17 protein-coding genes and 1 tRNA gene are annotated in these 16,022 nt (G+C 64.0%); 6 read left to right on the top strand and 12 right to left on the bottom strand.

What is annotated here, in order from left to right:
- Positions 1-33: 33 nt before the first annotated feature.
- Positions 34-1,908 carry an SLC13 family permease gene (locus D3D01_RS09230; RefSeq protein WP_121511987.1) on the bottom strand — a complete coding sequence of 625 codons (1,875 nt, stop codon included), beginning with the start codon at positions 1,906-1,908 and terminating at the stop codon, positions 34-36.
- A 142-nt stretch (positions 1,909-2,050) separates the two neighbouring features.
- On the opposite strand from D3D01_RS09230, the gene D3D01_RS24035 reads away from it, so the two are divergent.
- A complete protein-coding gene (locus D3D01_RS24035) occupies positions 2,051-2,224 on the top strand; it encodes a hypothetical protein (RefSeq protein WP_199722445.1) in 174 nt (57 codons plus the stop codon).
- A gap of 31 nt (positions 2,225-2,255) precedes the next feature.
- Here D3D01_RS24035 and D3D01_RS09225 read toward each other — a convergent pair whose 3' ends face one another.
- From D3D01_RS09225 to D3D01_RS09215, 3 genes are all read right to left on the bottom strand, one after another.
- Positions 2,256-4,265, bottom strand: a complete 2,010-nt coding sequence (locus D3D01_RS09225) for a hypothetical protein (protein ID WP_121511986.1) — start codon at positions 4,263-4,265, stop codon at positions 2,256-2,258.
- A gap of 79 nt (positions 4,266-4,344) precedes the next feature.
- A complete protein-coding gene (locus tag D3D01_RS09220) occupies positions 4,345-6,390 on the bottom strand; it encodes a DEAD/DEAH box helicase (RefSeq protein ID WP_121511985.1) in 2,046 nt (681 codons plus the stop codon).
- A gap of 283 nt (positions 6,391-6,673) precedes the next feature.
- Positions 6,674-7,039: a cupin domain-containing protein gene (locus tag D3D01_RS09215; RefSeq protein WP_101348861.1), complete on the bottom strand. Its 366-nt coding sequence runs from the start codon at positions 7,037-7,039 to the stop codon at positions 6,674-6,676.
- Positions 7,040-7,127: 88 nt separating this feature from the next.
- Here D3D01_RS09215 and D3D01_RS09210 point away from each other — a divergent pair, with 88 nt between their 5' ends.
- The gene (locus D3D01_RS09210; RefSeq protein WP_121511984.1) at positions 7,128-8,333 is read left to right on the top strand and encodes a CBS domain-containing protein; all 1,206 of its coding nucleotides are present in this window, start codon (positions 7,128-7,130) and stop codon (positions 8,331-8,333) included.
- 3 nt (positions 8,334-8,336) lie between these two features.
- Here the strand turns inward: D3D01_RS09210 and D3D01_RS09205 are convergent, their stop codons facing one another.
- The 4 genes from D3D01_RS09205 to D3D01_RS09190 form a co-directional block, all read right to left on the bottom strand.
- On the bottom strand, positions 8,337-8,984 hold the full coding sequence (locus tag D3D01_RS09205; RefSeq protein WP_121511983.1) for a phosphoribosyltransferase: 648 nt from the start codon (positions 8,982-8,984) through the stop codon (positions 8,337-8,339).
- An 82-nt stretch (positions 8,985-9,066) separates the two neighbouring features.
- A complete protein-coding gene (locus D3D01_RS09200; RefSeq protein WP_101348858.1) occupies positions 9,067-9,345 on the bottom strand; it encodes a hypothetical protein in 279 nt (92 codons plus the stop codon).
- A 43-nt stretch (positions 9,346-9,388) separates the two neighbouring features.
- Entirely contained in the window at positions 9,389-10,177 is a 789-nt protein-coding gene (locus tag D3D01_RS09195; RefSeq protein WP_233563290.1) for an HNH endonuclease, read from the bottom strand.
- A gap of 166 nt (positions 10,178-10,343) precedes the next feature.
- Positions 10,344-10,414: transfer RNA gene (locus D3D01_RS09190), tRNA-His, on the bottom strand.
- A 179-nt stretch (positions 10,415-10,593) separates the two neighbouring features.
- Here D3D01_RS09190 and D3D01_RS09185 point away from each other — a divergent pair.
- Positions 10,594-11,046: a DUF5814 domain-containing protein gene (locus tag D3D01_RS09185; RefSeq protein WP_004590290.1), complete on the top strand. Its 453-nt coding sequence runs from the start codon at positions 10,594-10,596 to the stop codon at positions 11,044-11,046.
- Here D3D01_RS09185 and D3D01_RS09180 read toward each other — a convergent pair.
- Positions 11,038-11,472, bottom strand: a complete 435-nt coding sequence (locus D3D01_RS09180) for a CopG family transcriptional regulator (protein ID WP_121511981.1) — start codon at positions 11,470-11,472, stop codon at positions 11,038-11,040. The two genes, D3D01_RS09185 and D3D01_RS09180, sit on opposite strands and share 9 nt — an antisense overlap.
- A gap of 133 nt (positions 11,473-11,605) precedes the next feature.
- Here D3D01_RS09180 and D3D01_RS09175 point away from each other — a divergent pair, with 133 nt between their 5' ends.
- Entirely contained in the window at positions 11,606-12,034 is a 429-nt protein-coding gene (locus tag D3D01_RS09175) for a VOC family protein (RefSeq protein WP_121511980.1), read from the top strand.
- A gap of 45 nt (positions 12,035-12,079) precedes the next feature.
- Here D3D01_RS09175 and D3D01_RS09170 read toward each other — a convergent pair whose 3' ends face one another.
- A complete protein-coding gene (locus D3D01_RS09170; protein ID WP_121511979.1) occupies positions 12,080-12,694 on the bottom strand; it encodes an RPA family protein in 615 nt (204 codons plus the stop codon).
- The gene (locus tag D3D01_RS09165) at positions 12,695-13,639 is read right to left on the bottom strand and encodes a replication factor A (RefSeq protein ID WP_121511978.1); all 945 of its coding nucleotides are present in this window, start codon (positions 13,637-13,639) and stop codon (positions 12,695-12,697) included.
- Positions 13,640-13,816: 177 nt separating this feature from the next.
- On the opposite strand from D3D01_RS09165, the gene D3D01_RS09160 reads away from it, so the two are divergent.
- Positions 13,817-14,101 carry a hypothetical protein gene (locus tag D3D01_RS09160; RefSeq protein WP_121511977.1) on the top strand — a complete coding sequence of 95 codons (285 nt, stop codon included), beginning with the start codon at positions 13,817-13,819 and terminating at the stop codon, positions 14,099-14,101.
- 82 nt (positions 14,102-14,183) lie between these two features.
- Positions 14,184-15,176: a mannose-1-phosphate guanylyltransferase gene (locus tag D3D01_RS09155; protein ID WP_121511976.1), complete on the top strand. Its 993-nt coding sequence runs from the start codon at positions 14,184-14,186 to the stop codon at positions 15,174-15,176.
- A 21-nt stretch (positions 15,177-15,197) separates the two neighbouring features.
- Here the strand turns inward: D3D01_RS09155 and D3D01_RS09150 are convergent, their stop codons facing one another.
- A complete protein-coding gene (locus D3D01_RS09150; RefSeq protein WP_121511975.1) occupies positions 15,198-15,980 on the bottom strand; it encodes an SDR family oxidoreductase in 783 nt (260 codons plus the stop codon).
- Positions 15,981-16,022 lie beyond the last annotated feature (42 nt).

Below are 16,022 nucleotides of genomic sequence, written 5' to 3'. Positions count from 1 at the left end.
GCGTGTAAAGCGTTTCGTTGCGAGGCGGCCGTGTCACGCGGGAGCGAGGCCCCAGAAGTACGCGATGCCGAGCGTCGTCGCGACGGCGAAGACGGCCTGGAGCGGCGCACCGACCTTCAGATAGTCGGCGAATCGGTACCCACCAGGACCGTAGACGAGGAGGTTCGTCTGGTAGCCGACCGGCGTCATGAACGCCGTCGAGGCGGCGAAGGTGACGGCGAGGACGAAGGCGAAGGCGTTGGCGTTCAGTTGCCGGGCGGTTTCGATGGCGACTGGGATCATCAAAACGACGGAGGCGTTGTTCGAGATGATGTTCGTCAGGAGCGCCGTGACGAGGTACATGAGGCCGAGGACGACCGCGAGGCCGCCACCGGCGGTGAGGACACTGCCGGCCCCCATGACGAACAGCTCCGCAAGCAGGTCAGCGCCGCCGGTCTCCTGCAGGGCGATTCCCAGCGGAATGACACCGGCAAGCAGGAAGATGACGTCCCACTGAACGGCGTCGTACAGCTCGGGCGGGCGGAGACAGCCGGTGAGGACCATCGCGAGCGCCCCGCCGAGCGCCGAGATGACGATGTGAATCGGCGTCAGGGCCGCGACACCCACAACGGCGGCGACGATGCCGACCGCGACGGGAATCTTCGACTGGCGGAAGTCCGGTCGTTCGACTTCCTGGGCGACGATGAAGTCGTTATTGCGGTTGAGGCGGTCGATGCTGTCTGGGGTGGCCTGCACCAGCAGCGTATCGCCGATGCGGAGTGTGACGTGGTCCATTCGCTGGCGGTACAGCTCCTGTCCGTGGCGGAGCGCCAGCACGGTCGCGTCGTAGCGCTGGCGGAAGCTCGTAGAGACGAGCGTCTCGCCGATGAGCGAGGAGCCGGGAGCGACGACGACCTCGACGAGATTCTTTCGCTCGGTCGCGGTTTCCAGTTCCGCGTCGTCAACCTCAACCTCGGGAATTACGTCCAGCCCCTCGACGTCGAGGAGGTCGACAAGTGTGTCCCGGTCCGTCCGAACGGCAAAGACGTCGCCGGCCTGGATCGCTTTCTGTCCGAACGGTTCGAGGAACGTGCGCTTCTCACGGACCAGTTGGACGATATCCACGTCGAACTCCGAGACTCTGAGCGCCTCCTCGACAGTCTGGCCGATGAGCGGGGAGTCTTCGCGGACGACAACTTCGGTCAGGTACTCACCCATCTCGAACTCCCGGGTGAGGTCCTCTTCGGCCGGGATACGCGACGGGACCAGATAGCGCCCGACAGTGAGCAGATAGATCGTCCCGATGATAGTCACGATAATGCCGAGCTGGGTGAACTCGAACATACTGAACGGACGGCCGATCAGTTCCGCCGAGAGCTGCGAGGCGAGGATGTTCGTCGAGGTGCCGATGAGCGTCAACATCCCGCCGAACATCGAGGCGTAGGACAGCGGCAGCAGTAGTTTCGACGGCGAGAGCTTGCCCTTGTGCGCGATATCAGTCACCATCGGCAGGAGGATGGCGACGGCGGCGGTGTTGTTGATGAACCCGGAGATAGGCGCGACCAGCCCGACGGTCGCACCGAGCTGTTTCGTTTCGTTACCCCCGGTCAGGGAGGCGATTTTCGCGCCGAGGATCTGGACGATGCCGGTCCGCTGGACGCCGTCGGAGAGAATGAACATCGCCAGCACAGTTATCGTCGCCGTCGAGGCAAAACCCGAAAGCCCGCGATCCAGCGGCGATAGCCCGTCGCCCGGCTGATGTAACACGTACACCGGCTCGGCGAGCAGCCCGATATCGGCCGCGAGTACCGTCACCGGTTCGGCCAGCATCAGCGCCACCATGACGGCGATAGCGGTCACGTCGACTGGCAGCGCCTCCGTCGCAAACAGCACCAGCGCGGCGACGATGGTCGCGAACACGAACAACATCCCCGGCGTGACAGGTGGCAGCGACACGTCTGTCCCCTGCGGGGCCAGTGACAAAAGGATGGGACGTTTGCGAGTCGGGCGTCCGCTGGCACCCTGACCCGGCGGCCGACGTTTATCCCTGTCCGGGTCGAACAGTATCCCAATGGGAATTTTCAACGATCTCGGTCGAAAAGTCGAGGAGCTGAAACAGGAGGTCGGAAACGCGTCCGACGACGAAGCCACCCACCGGTGTATAGAGTGTGAGACGCTGCTTTACGCGGACCACGACGAGTGTCCCGACTGTGGGAGCACGTCGGTCGTGGCCCTGAGCGAATAGCTACGACGAGGTGGACGCGCCGGGAACGGGCTCACCGAACCGGTCCGTCGCGGCCGAGGTCGTCGAGCAAAGCGTCGTAGCTCCGGCCGAACACGGCCCGTTTTCTGAGCGAGGTTATCGCCACCTCGAAGACGGGAACGGCGAACTGTCCGTCCGGTCCGCCGACGACGACCGCCGCTTCGTGGTCCGTCTCGTCAGTCCAGTCGCCATCGAGATGTCGGACGAGTACCTCGCCGAAGTAGCCGCCGAGTTCCCGGACGACGCTGGTAAATGCGCGGTCGTCGAACGACGCATCGCTCCCGAACGTCGTCTCGGCAAAGCGCTCGTTGTCCCACTCTGTGTCGACCAGGTCATCGAGGCGTGACAGCGAGGCCGGGGAAAAATCGAGGTCGTGCTCGCCCCAGAACTCGGCGAACTCGACAGCGGTGTCAGCGTGGCCCGCGCGGACCGTGCCGGGATCCCACGAGCGGGCCGTCGAGCCAGCTGAGCCGTCCTGTAACGGTGTGGTCGCAGTGGCACCAGACGCCTCGGCGTCCGCAACAGAGTCCGATGCATCGGGACTGTCATCGGATGGTGTCCCGGCGTCGGATTCCGCAACAGCTACCGGCTCGTCATCGACCGCCGCGGTGTTGTCGATGGCTGCAAGTGACTCGTCAGCAGTCGTTTCGGACGCCGCCTCTGCATCTGGAGCGTCGCCTGACGACGCATCCGACGAGCTATCGTGAGTCGGGTCGGCGTCCGTCGATGCATCAGGCGGTTCGGCGTCAATCGATGCGTCGGCCGGTCCGTCAGCGACTGTGTCCGTCGCTGCGTCGTCAACGGGTGTGTCAGTTGCCGACCCCACGGGCGCAGTGTCACCGGTTCCAGCATCGTCGCGGGAGTCGATAGGCGAGCCTGCTGGCGGTGTCTCGGTCGTCGGTGCGTCGTCCGAGGGGCCCGCTGTAGCACTATCGAACGAGGACTCTGCTTCGTCGATATATGCGGCCGCCTCGTCGGCCGCGGCCGAATCAGCGAGCTCATCGGTAGCTGTTTCGGCGGTAGCAGGCGTGTCAGTGGCCGACGGCCGGTCACTCGGAACGGCAGTCGATTCCGCTTCGGTGGTTTCAGCGGTCGACGGCTCGCTACCGGCATCGTCTGACGCCGAATCGGTCGGATCGGGGTTCGCGTCTCCAGCGATGTCGGAAGCCGTGCCATCAGCTTCGTTGGCCGGTGGTGCCTCGTTCGCTGGTTCGTCAGCAACGTCACCGACGACAGGTGTAGGGTCAGTGTCGTCCGACCCGTCACCCGTCTCCGCGTCGACGTCGACCCGACGAACGACTCGGGTCGGCTCCGTTTCGACAGCCTGCGACGGCGCAGAAGCAGCGGTATCGCCGGCAGTTGTCTCACCTTGCTCGTCTGCCGCCGTCGGTTCGGGAGGTGCGTCGCGCTCGTCCGCCTGTCCATCGTCGACGCGGCTAACGATCCGCGTCGGCTCGGAAGCGCCGCTGTCGGTATCGGTTTCGTCCGTCTCCGGGACTGCAGGTCCGGCGTTCTGGACACTATCCAGTGCCAGTTCGGACTCCAGACGCGTCACGACGGCCGCAAACACCGGCTCGTTGCCGAACGAGCGAGCGGCCACGTCGAACACCGCGACGCCCACCTCGTCGTCCGGCCCGGAAACGGCGACGCCCCACCGGCCGTCGGACTGGACCCACTCACCGTCGTATGCTCGCACGAGGAGTTCGCCGAGATAGCTCCCGAACCGTACCGTGTTCTCGGTGTAGGTCGTCGTCCCCGCGGCGTCACCGACGGTCTCGCCGCCGTAGCTCTCCTCGATGGCTGTATCGAGACGGGCGAGCGCATCGGGGTCGAACGTCAGCGGGTCCGCGCCGTCAACGACGCGCTCGGCGTACTTCCGGAACGCCGTCGGGTCAAGCGTCGCCGTGTCCAGACGGTCCGGCCCATCGTCGGACGAGGAGTCACCTCCAGCCGTCCGTTCGTCCCCACCGGTCGACGAGGTATCGCCACCGACGGCGCGACGGATCGTATCGAACAGGCCCATGGACACCGGAAGTACGTGCCGCTACAAGAATGTACGCCGAAAGGATATTCGGCCGACAGGTCTGCGGGGCGAAAGCGATTCAGTGCTCGTCGCGCAGTTCCATGTCGGCGACGATTTCGTAAGGATGCTGTCCCTTCCGGATGCCGTCGAGCAACTGGAACGCCTCGTCGGGCGCGAGGAAGTGCCGGGTCACAGCCCGGCCGAGCGGAGTCGGTGAGAGGCCGTCGATGAACTCGTATTCGAGCAGTTTCCCCAGTGCGTGTTTCGTCGGCACCTCGCCGACCATCCGGTCGTTGAGCCGCTTGGCCTGCTTGCCGGCAACGGTGACGTTCGCCAGCGTCTCCTCGACGGCCGCGCCCTCGTCGTAGCGGGTGATGACCGGCTCCATCTCGCCTTTCAGGAGTTTGAACGCCACTTCATCCTCGGTCATCTCCATGCTGTTGTGGTACGAGCAGTCCGGTTCGACCAGCATGTAGACGGTCCCCTTGTCGTGGTAGTCCGGGCGGCCCGCACGGCCGAGCATCTGGCTGAACTCCTGGACGGTGAGCCACTCGATACCCATCGCCAGCGAGTCGAAGATGACCTGCGAGGCCGGGAAGTCCACCCCAGCGGCCAGCGCCGCCGTCGTCACGACCGCCGCGAGGTCCTGGTCGGCGAACTGCCGCTCGACGCGCTGGCGCTTCCGGTTGTCCAGTCCGGCGTGGTACGGCGCTGAGCTGTACTCCAGTTTCCGTGAAATCTGGTGACAGCGCCGCCGGGAGTTGGTGAAAATGATAGTCTGACCGCGATAGCCCTTGCTGGACTTATTATCGAACGCCCGCTTGACCAGCTTCTTTTCCGTCTCAATCTTCTCGCGGCCGTCGGCGAACGTGACGTGGCGCTCGATGGGGACCGGCCGCTCCTCGAACTCGATGAGCGTGGCCCGCAACTGGTCGGCCAGCTGGCCGGGGTTGCCGACCGTCGCCGAGAGGTAAATCCACTGCGTGTCGCCGCTGTCGGGCGCGCCGCCAGACTCGCAGTAATACTTCAGCCGGGAGATGAGCCCGTCCAGCCGGTGGCCCCGCTCGTCCTCGCCGAGCGTGTGGACCTCGTCGATGACGACGGTGCCGACAGTGCCGAGATTCTTGCCGGTCCGGAGCGCGTGGTCGATTCCCTCGTAGGTCCCGACGATGACATCAGCTTCGGGGTCGAAGCGTCCGCCCTCGTCGGCGATACGGCTGGCACCCACGCGCAGCGACACGTCGATCATGTCGCCGTAGCGGTCCTGGAACTGCTCGTATTTCTGGTTCGCGAGCGCGACCAGCGGGACGAGAAACAGCATCTTGCCCTTGCCGTTGAGGACGCGGTCGATGCCGGCCATCTCGCCGATGAGCGTCTTCCCCGTCGCCGTCGCGCTCACGACCAGCTGGTCGCGGCCCTCCGTGGCCCCGTGCTCGACGGCGAGGCTCTGGACCGGGAGCAGGGTGTCGAACCGGGATTCGAGGTGTGCTTGCATACCCGGGTGGAGGTCCAGTGAGTCGACGCGGACGGGGTCGACCTCGTCGACGGTCGCCGAAATCTCGTCGAACTTCGTCAGGTCCGGGTCCAGTTGGCCCGACAGGAGGTTCGTCACCCGGTCGAGGTCCTGGACTTCCAGTAGCAGTTCTTCGAGGCGGTCGCGCGCGTCGCCGCTGATGCTCCCTTTGAACGCGAGTTCGCGGTCGAGTTGCTGACGAGCGCACTCCGGACAGATGGTCTCATCGTCGGCTTCGATGGCCGTCTCGCTCGTGATCGGCGAGTAGCGCCCGTCGGAGGCACACAGCCGGCAGCTCCGGACGACCTTGGCCTCGATCTGGTACGCGTCGAGCATCTCGCGGATGCGCTCGCGGGCGAGCGGGGCAGTCTGCTCGGAGATGCGAATGCGGGCCGCACGACGGGCGATCTCGACGAACTGGTCGGGGGAGCGAAGCTCCTCGCTGGTCCCGTCCTTGATCCGAAGTCGGCGTGGGCGGGGGCCGGCGTCGGTCTCCTTGAGTTCGAGGATGCCGTGGAAGAGCCGGTCGCCGTCCCGCTGGGCGACGACGCGGAACTCCTCGCCGTGTTCGTGGAGGAACAGCGTCTCTACCTGTGCGGCCTGCTGTGACACAGTTGTCTAGTGGCGATTGCGCTACTTGAGCGGTTCGGACTAGGTGTGGGCGGGACGAATCACGCGGCTACGGTTTCGAAAAGCCAGAAAGCCCCGAGCCGCTGGACTACTGCGACTCGCTGCGCTCCGCGGTCGTTGCACTCCCTGCGGTGCTTACGTCGTCTCGAACGCCCAGCGGCTCGCCCCTTTCGGTCCCACCCGGCCTGGATTGGGTAGTCGGCTCTGTGTTGGGCGCTCTGGTGCTCAGCTGTTGCTACGCCCGTGGAGATGCACATGCTAGCAGTCACTCCTGCAGTTTGATTTCGTCGTCGCCGGCGGGAACCGCACAGAGGAACGCACCCGGTTCGTCACCGTCGTTGCGGTACCAGTGGACAGCGCCGGCGGGGATATGGAGGCTGTCGCCGGCTTCGACGTCGTACTCTTCGCCCTCGATACCGACGGTGTACCGGCCAGCAAGGACGTACTGCTCGTGTTCGACCTCGTTGGTGTGTTCCGGTACACTGCCGCCGGGGGCGAGCGTGAAGCGCCGAATTGCGAGATTGCCACCGCCGGTCCCCTCGCCGATGAGAACGCCTTTTTTTAGCCCGTCAGCTGCGTCGACACCCTCGTACTCGATGTCCTCGGCCCGCCGAATCAGTGGGTCGCTCATGTGTGAGACATCGCGGGTGCAGCGCAAAGGCGTGGCGGCGGGAGTCCCGCCAAGGGGGCTTAAGACCGTCCCGCGTCAACTCCTCGATATGCGCCGGTTTCGTATCGGAAGCGCGTTCGGAATCCCGATCCAGTTGGACCTGACATTTCTCCTCGTACTACCGCTGTTCGCCTGGATTATCGGGACACAGGTAGAGCAGACGACCGAGCTCCTGAACGGGACCTTGAACGCCGGGCTGGACGCCGCCGTCCTCACCGACGGTGCACTCGTCTGGGTGCTCGGCATCGGTGCGGCCGTCGGCCTGTTCGCCGGCGTCGTCCTCCACGAACTCGGCCACTCGCTCGTGGCCATCCGCTATGGCTTTCCCATCGACTCCATCACGCTCTGGCTGTTCGGCGGCATCGCCCAGCTCAGCGAGATGCCCGAAGACTGGAAACAGGAACTGGTCATCGCCATCGCCGGCCCCATCGTCAGCATCGCCGTCGGCGCTGTCTGTTTTGTCGCGTTCCAGCTGCTCCCGAGCGGTGCGGCGACAGCAATCGAATCAGCCCGGTTTATTCTCGGCTATCTCGCGCTGATGAACATCGCGCTGGCGGCGTTCAACATGCTCCCGGGGTTCCCGATGGACGGCGGTCGGGTTCTGCGTGCGCTGCTCGCCCGCCGACGGTCCTACGCCCGAGCGACGACACTCGCCGCCGAGGTCGGAAAGGCGTTCGCCGTCTTTCTCGGCCTCTTTGGCATCTTCGTCCTCGGAAATATCTTCCTCGCCGGGCTGGCCTTCTTCATCTACATCGGCGCGGCGGGCGAGTCCCGCCAGACCTCGATGCGGGCCGCGTTCGAGGGCGTCACCGTCGCGGACGTGATGACGCCGGCGGACCACGTAACAACGGTCCCCGAAGACATGTCCGTCCGGGAGCTCATCCAGACAATGTTCAGGGAGCGCCACACCGGCTATCCGGTCGAGCGCGGCGGCGAGGTCATCGGCCTTGTCACGCTCGAAGACGCCCGCGCCGTTCAGGAAGTCGAGCGCGATGCCTACACCGTCGGCGACGTGATGACGACGGAAATCATCACGATTAGCTCGGACACCGACGTGATGGACGCGCTGACCTCGCTCCAACAGAACTCCGTCGGTCGCCTGCTGGTCACTGGCGAAGACGACTCCTTCGAAGGGCTGCTCACCCGATCCGACATCATGACGGCACTCTCCATCATCAAATCGAGCAGCGACTACACCGCCATCGGCGAGCCGGAAACCGAAACCGTCCAACCCGAATCCAGAATAGAGCGGTAGCGGTCACTCGGCGGCGAGATACGACATCGCCGCCTCGTCGGAGACCTGCTCGAACTGCTCGTAATACTGGCCGACAGCGCGGAACTCCGACGGTACCTCCAGACAGATCACCTCGTCGACCAGCGCTTTGAGGTCCGATATCGCCCGTGGCGATGCGACCGGCACCGCGAGGACGAGGCACTCGGGGTCAGCCTGTCGAATCTGCTCGATGCAGGCCCGGGCCGTCGCGCCCGTCGCCACGCCGTCGTCGACGAGACACACCCGCTTGCCGGTAAGTGACAGCGATGACTTCGAGTCACGGTAGCGCTGGGCTTTCTGCCGGGCGGCTTCGGCCATCTCCGATCGCGTGTTTGCAACGTAGTCACTGGGAATCTCTCGTCGGTTGATGACATCGCTGTTGAGCCAGACCGAGCCGTCGGCGGCGACAGCGCCGATAGCGTACTCGGGGTTGTTCGGTGCGCCGATCTTTTTTGCGACCGAAATATCCAGTGGCACATCGAGCGCGTCAGCGACTGGATGCCCCACCAGCAGCCCACCGCGCGGGATAGCGAGGACGATGTCGACTTCGATATCCCGCTCGCGCAGCGCCTCTCCAAGCCGCTTTCCAGCCGCCTGCCTGTTCGCGAACGTCGGAGAGCGGTTGCGTCCCATACTGGTTAGTTCGCTGTCGGGATGCAAATATTTCTGCATTCTGGTGGTCAGCTGGAACCCTCGCGCCAGCCGGAGGACACCGTTACTCGGTGTCCAGCGCCGCGGCGACCGCTTCGAGTTCCCCCTTCCGGAAAGGCTGCTCTGCGTCCGCAGGGTTGTCATCCTCCTGCTCTCCGATTTGCCAGAGGATTCCCGCCCGCATCTGTGGTTTCGATGGCAGTCGGTCCGTATCTACGTCGTATCCGACAGCCTCGCAGATCGCCGCCAGCGCTTCCTTGGTGAACGCAGTCGAGACCGGCCGTTCGTACCGCCCGACAGCCTCGCGGATCTCGTTCCGCAGTTCGTCGACAGTCGGTGACATACGGGTACTGGCGGCGGGACCGATTGTGTAGGTTCCGGTCCAATTACACCGTCGTGCCGCCTGCGACGGGGGTATCCATTCGAGGGATACTGGCCCGCCAGCGCAACTTCGCCCGCGAGACATGGCCGAACTCCGCTCGGCGATGGCAGCCCGGACACAGCGAAATGACGTTGTCCAGCGTGTGTGCGTCCCGAACGGCGAGCGCCCGCATTGCGGCGAACAACCGAACCGGCACGATGTGGTGCACGTCCGGGTTCCGGCCCAGTTCGTCGGCATCAGTCCCACACAGTACGCAAGCGTGGTCGTCCCGCGCCAGGGCTTGCTCGCGCACCGCCCGCCATCCCGGTCCGTATTCGCCCACGCCACCGCCGCGCCAGTTCGGATGCCCGTCATCGGTGAACGCCGCCGAAAGCCACTCCGCGTGGCAGTCACGGCTGCAGAGGACGACTTCACTCTGAATCTGACTCGGATATCGCTCAATGCGGGCGTCGCAAACGTCACAGGAGACCGATAGTTTGCCACCGGACCACGAGTGGTGTGCAGCTCCAGAAATTTGTGGCGGGTCGCGCCACGCCGCGTTCTCGACACAGTCAGAGCAGTACACCCCATCTTTCTCCGACGGGTAATACTCGAACTTCGCGCCACAGGCCTCGCACTTCGTCTGCTCTGTCGCATCCGAAAAGTTCGGATTAGCTTTGCCTTCGTACGATACGGCGGCATCGTGGCAGTGCTCCGAACAGTAGGCTCGGGCGGACTCACAGTAGAAGGAGTCTCCACAATGGTTGCACTCTCTATTCGGTAGCCGTTCGTCGTGGACGCGGCTATGATGCACCCCAAGACCACGTCGACTATCGAATACCCGACCACATGTCGGACAATCGAACTTTTTTACAGGGCAGACAAGAACGTAGTAGATAGTAAATATGAGCCGAGTAGGGTGAAAATAAAACTAAACGTACCGATGTCCTCGGTTCAAGGCATATAAGAAAATTTACACAGTCCGGGTGCGGGAATTGAACCCACGTCTCAGCCACCACAAGGCTGAAGGATACCACTACCCCAACCCGGACGCGCTCGCTGAAGCATTCGTAGATATTCCGCTGGAACAGAAATACGTTACGAATCTGGAAACCAGTGAGTCGTGAGAGCGCATGACAGCGGTTGCACATCGGTTCGGAGTGGGTTTCGACTAGGTCACCGGCTGCTTCGAGACGCTTTTACACAGCCGACGCGTACAGAGGGGCACGCGTGGCCATCACGGACAAAATCTACGTCAAGAACCACCAGCAGCTTGCCTCCCAGCTAGAGACGAGCTTCCCAAAGGGCGCGTTCAAGGGTGCGACGCTGGACATCCTGTTTCAGGGCGAGGGGTTGGCAAAGCTCGACGAAGCCTCCAGAGAGCGAGTCCTCGATTTCGCTGAAGACTTTCTGGACTGTGACTGTGAGGCCAACCCCCACTGTGGCTGTGCCGAGCGGAAGTTTATTTCGTACCTGCTGGAACTCCGCGAACAGGGAATGGGACCGGACGCCATCGTCGACGTGATGAGCGACGACTACATGCTGTATGCCTATCCGGGTGACGTGCTCTCCTTCCTCGATAACTCCGTCAGAACGTTAGAAGCCGTGGAAACCCTGGCCGACGTCGACGGGCGAGACGACGTAGCCGAAGACGTGCAACAGAAACGCCAGCGGTTACTCTAAGTCGTCGAAACTGCCGATGCGATAGGAGGCGTCCTCTTCCTCGCTCTGGTCAAGGTCTTCGAGGTGGATGACCTCGTCCTGATCCATTTCGTCGAGTTGCTGCCGGAGCTTGGTGACGTAGCGCTTGTGTTCTTCCAGTTGTTCGCGGAGGTGCTCGGCTTCGAGTTCGAGTCGTTCGTGCTCGCGGACGAAGCTCTTGGGTACTTCGACCTTCGGGGGGAAGCTCTCGGTGCTGGTCTCGGTTGCGTCGTCCTCGAACTCGTGTTCCGGCGCGACCTTCACCTGGCCGTCGTGGGAGACGAGCGTGTCGACGTAGTCACGAAAAACTGCAGAGAGCGAGATGTCGCGCTCCTCGGCGATTTCGCGGAGGGTTTCGAATTTGTCCTCGCTGACGCGAAAGGAGATTGTCTTGTTTTTGTTACCCATATTTATGTACTATTTTAGCAGCAACGTATTTAATCGTTTGTCAGACGCTACCGGACCCGCACCTCGGTAGCCGTCTCCGGCAACAGTCGAACCGCCGTGATTTAACAGCCGGCCGACCTCGGTATCGGCAGAGATGGCGACAGATATCGACGCAACCGGCCACCACTTCGGCATCATCGTCAGCGACCTGGACCGCGCCGTTGAGTTCTACCGCGACGCGCTCGGACTCGACGTACTGACCCGCTTTTCGGTCGGTGGCGAGGCGTTTGGAACCGCTGTCGACATCGAGGGGGCCAGCGCCGAACTGGTCCACCTCGACGCCGGCAGCGTCCGTCTGGAACTGGCGACATACGAGCCGGAGGGTGGGGCAATGCCCGACCCCGACCTCAATCGTCCGGGAGCGACCCATCCCGGGCTGGAGGTCGACGACCTCAACGCCGTCGCCGACCGCTTGCCCGACGATGTCGAGACGCTCAGCGGCCCCCAGACGACCGAGAGCGGGACGACGATCATGTTCGTCGTCGACCCCGAAGGGAACCGAATCGAGCTGTTAGAGCCGTAGCGGTGGCACAGTCACCAGCAGCAAAAATCGGGAACAGCGCCGGATTCAGTCCGCGCTGGCTTCGGCCTGCTCGTCCTGTAGGCTCTCCAGCGCGCCGACGACCGACTGCCGATAGTTCTCGATTGACAGTTGCTCGTACTTCTCGTCGGCCATCGCGATGTACTCGTCGGTGGCCGGGTCCTCCATATCGGCCTCCTTGTACCGCTTGACCCGATCAAGCGTTCGCTCGGCCGTTTCGACGACCCAGCGGTCCCGCGTTGCCTCGTCGACTTCCGAGATCGACTCGGGGCGGATCGAGACGTTCACCTCGCCCTCGTCGGTCTCGTAGGTGCGTGGTTTGCCGACGACGGCGACGTAGGCTGGCGGCTCCAGTTCGCGCAGCATCGACGCTGCGTCGGGCTGGTACTGCCCGGCGTACATGAAGAACGTGTCGCCGTTGGGGTCGACGACCCGTCCCTGCCAGTACTCGCTGTCCTCGCCGACATCCTCAGTCTCGGTGAGGGTCCCGACCAGGAACACGCGGTTGGCGCGCTGCCCGGTCGGGAGGAGGACGTACACCGGCGCGCGGTCGTCGTCGGATTCCTTGAACGTGTAGCTCGCGTCGTTGAACTCGCGTGCGAAGACGCGCCGTGCGACCTCGCGGGTGGGTGTACTCGCCATTTAGATCGACCTCGCTTTGATAAGAATCTCGTCTGCATCCACAGCCCCGGTCAGTCGCTCCTGCTCGTCGGCGAGCAAGTAGCGGCCAAAGGTCGGACCGCGAACGCGGTAGTACCGGCCGAGGATTTTCTGTCGCATCTCGTCAGCAACGACTGTGGTGTCGAGCGCGTCCATCGCCATCTCTTTCGCCTCTTCGAGGGCGATGCCGGTCAGTTCCTCAGTCGCTTCCTCGTCGAAAATAACCTCGGTGACTTCCTCGCCGTCATCGAGAACGCCCTTGATTCGGAGGTCGAACTCGCCTTCGACCTCGCCGTGTTCGCTACAGCGGCCGTTCTGCAGGACGCGTGTGCAGTCGTCCTCCGGACAGCGCTTGATGAGGCCGGAGCCGGACTGGATGTCGACCAGTGCGCCCTCGGCCTCGACGCTGTCGTCGCCGACCTCGATTGCTTCGTCGAGTTCCTCGATGGTGGTCGTCCGGTTGAGCTTCACCGAGAAGCGGCCCTGGTACTCGTCGGTGACGACGTTGCGCAGGGCGTAGGACGTGCCTTCTTCGAGCGACGGGAGGTCGGACTTGGACCACTTGGTGAACTTGATTGTGCCCGTCTCGTCTCCCAGCAGGCCGACCTGGGCCACGGCGTCGGCGCGTGGCTCCCAGAGTTCGACGACCGTCGCGCGAACGTCGACCCACTCCTCGGGGGCGTCGACATCGGCGACGTTCACCTGCTCGTTGCCGCCACCGTCGCCGCCGCCAAGCTGTTCGCGGTCCATGCCGGCCTCGTCGAGGTACGTGTTGACGACGCTCCGGCGGGCCTCGCTGATGGGGACCTGATAATCGTTGACCAGCGTATCGAGACGCTCGACGACGTCGTCGACATCAATCTCTAGCTGGTCGGAAAACTGCTCGTGTATCTCTGTCGCGTGGGTTCGCAAATCTGACTCAGTCATTGGCTGTCACTGTCTCCGCCTAGTTTTCGTTGGGAGACAATCGACAGTTGGTCGTCTTCTGTTATAAACACTCGCCCAGCGGAGTGGAAGTGAAACTGCGTACGAATGTCGCGGCCCCGAATTGAGTTGTGAGGGCCACGCGAGAAGATTGATTTGTGGCCGGGCACAACGGTCAGTATGGCCGACGACGACCGACTCGCACGGTTCATCCGGGAGACCTTGCGGTCGGCCGAGCAGCAACTTTCCGACGCGAAGAAGGCCTACAAGAACGGCAAGCGGTCGGCGGAGGCCGGCCTGCCCAGAGACGAGGAAGGGCGGGCCCGAGTCGTCTGTCGCCGGCACGCCGAGTACCGCGCGGTGTCGATGGACGAGCAGCGACGGCCAGTCTGCTACGACGCGGAGAACCCAGACTGTCAGGGCTGTGTCGAGGATATCAGGGGCGGCACCATAGAGACGTGGTAAGTCGCTGACGGCAGTGGCTTCGGCCGGTCCTCCCCTCGGTCGCCAGTACAACACTTTAGCACCGGCCGGCTGAACGCGGAGTATGGAGCGACCAATCGTCGCGCTCGTTCTGGCCGGCGGGACCGGCACACGTCTGTATCCGGCGAGTCGAAGCGACCGGCCCAAACAGTTTCTCTCCTTTGGGGCGGACAAGTCACTACTCGCCGAGACTGTCAACCGTGTGGGGTTCGCCGACGAAACCTACGTGCTGACCCGGGAGTCATTCGCCGATGGGGTCCGAGAACGTGTCCCGAATACGGCAGTGTTGACCGAGCCGGACGCCAAAGATACCGGGCCGGCCCTTGTGTACGCAGCCCACCGAATCCGCGAACAGGTCGGCGACTGTGTCCTGTTGTGTCTGCCCAGCGACCACCGGATTTCGGGGCCGTTCGAGCGGATCGGGCGGACGGCCGCGCGAGTCGCAGTGGAAACGGAGGGGATCGTCACCGTCGGCATCGAACCGGACCGGCCGGCGACCGGTTACGGCTACATCAAGCCGGGCCCGTCAGAGAATGGCTTTGCGCCGGTCGAAACATTCCACGAGAAACCTGACCGGGAGACCGCGACGGAGTACGTCCGGGAGGGATTCTACTGGAACGCCGGGCTGTTCGCGTGGACGCCGACGACCCTCCTGTCGGCGGCAGCGTCCTCGCCGCTTGCACCGATGGTCGAACGGCTGGACGAGGACGCCGATGCGGCGTTCGACGCCGTCGATCCGGTGAGCATCGACTACGCTGTCCTCGAAGACGCCGAGAACGTCTTCGTCGTTCCGGCGGCGCTTGACTGGGACGACCTGGGGTCGTGGGACGCTTTCGAACGCGTCCTCGACAGTCAGGACCGGAACGCGGTGCTCGGCGACGCGGTGACCATCGACGCCGACGGGAACGTGCTAGCAAGCGACGGTCACGTCAGCGCCGTCGGTGTCGAAGACCTCGTGGTAGCTTCTTTCGACGACCGGACATTGGTCGTTCCGAAAGACGAGGCCCAGCGAGTCAGGGAAGTGGTCGCCAAACTGCGGGACGATGAGCGGTTCTGACTGGACCGCTGGTCGGGACCGTCAGCTCCGCATCGCGCCGCCGTCGACCGGGAGCGCCGTCCCGGTGACGTACGACGAGCGGGCCGACGAGAGGAACGCCACCACGTCGCCGAGTTCCTCCGGCTGGCCGACGCGTTCGAGCGGCGCGTCCGACCACGATTCGATGCCCTCCTCGTAGGAGTCGTACTCGCCGCGCTCGACGGCGGCCTCAACCAGTTCCTCGATACGGGGCGTCTCGTGTGCCCCGGGGAGGACGGCGTTCACGCGAACCTCGGGTGCGAGCTCACGGGCCTGGGTCTTCATCAGGCCGATGACGGCCCGGCGGACGGCGTTCGACAGCACCAGGTCGTCGATGACTTCCCGGACCGAGCGGGACGTGATGTTGACGATGGTGCCGGCCTCGGAGTCACTGAGGTACGGGTAGGCGGCCCGGGTGGTCCAGACGGCGCTCATCACCAGCAGGTCGTAGGCGCTGTACCACTCGCGCTCGGTCGTCTCCATGAACGGGCCGGGGGCCGGGCCGCCCGCGCTGGTGACGACGTGGTCGAGGCCGCCGAAGGTGTCGACGGTCTCCTCGACGAGCGCCGCTATCTGATCGGGGTCGGTGATGTCAGCTTCGACGGCCAGCACGTCGCCGTCACCGACTGATTCGAGCCGCCCCCGTGCTTCGTCGACGTGGTCCGGCGTCCGACCACAGACAGCCACATCGGCTCCCTCAGCGGCGAGCGCTTCGGCGCTCGCAAGTCCGAGCCCGCTCGTCGCAGCGGTACACAGCGCTGCGTTGCCATCGAGTTCAAGATCCATACCCAGAGGAAGGGCTGAATGGCTCAAAGAAGTGCCGCTCGC

The sequence above is a fragment of the Haloarcula sp. Atlit-7R genome (genome assembly GCF_003666065.1).
GTDB classification, from domain to species: Archaea; Halobacteriota; Halobacteria; order Halobacteriales; family Haloarculaceae; genus Haloarcula; species Haloarcula taiwanensis.
Note: the sequence above shows the minus strand (reverse complement) of the source record. Positions and strands in the feature narration are given on the sequence as shown.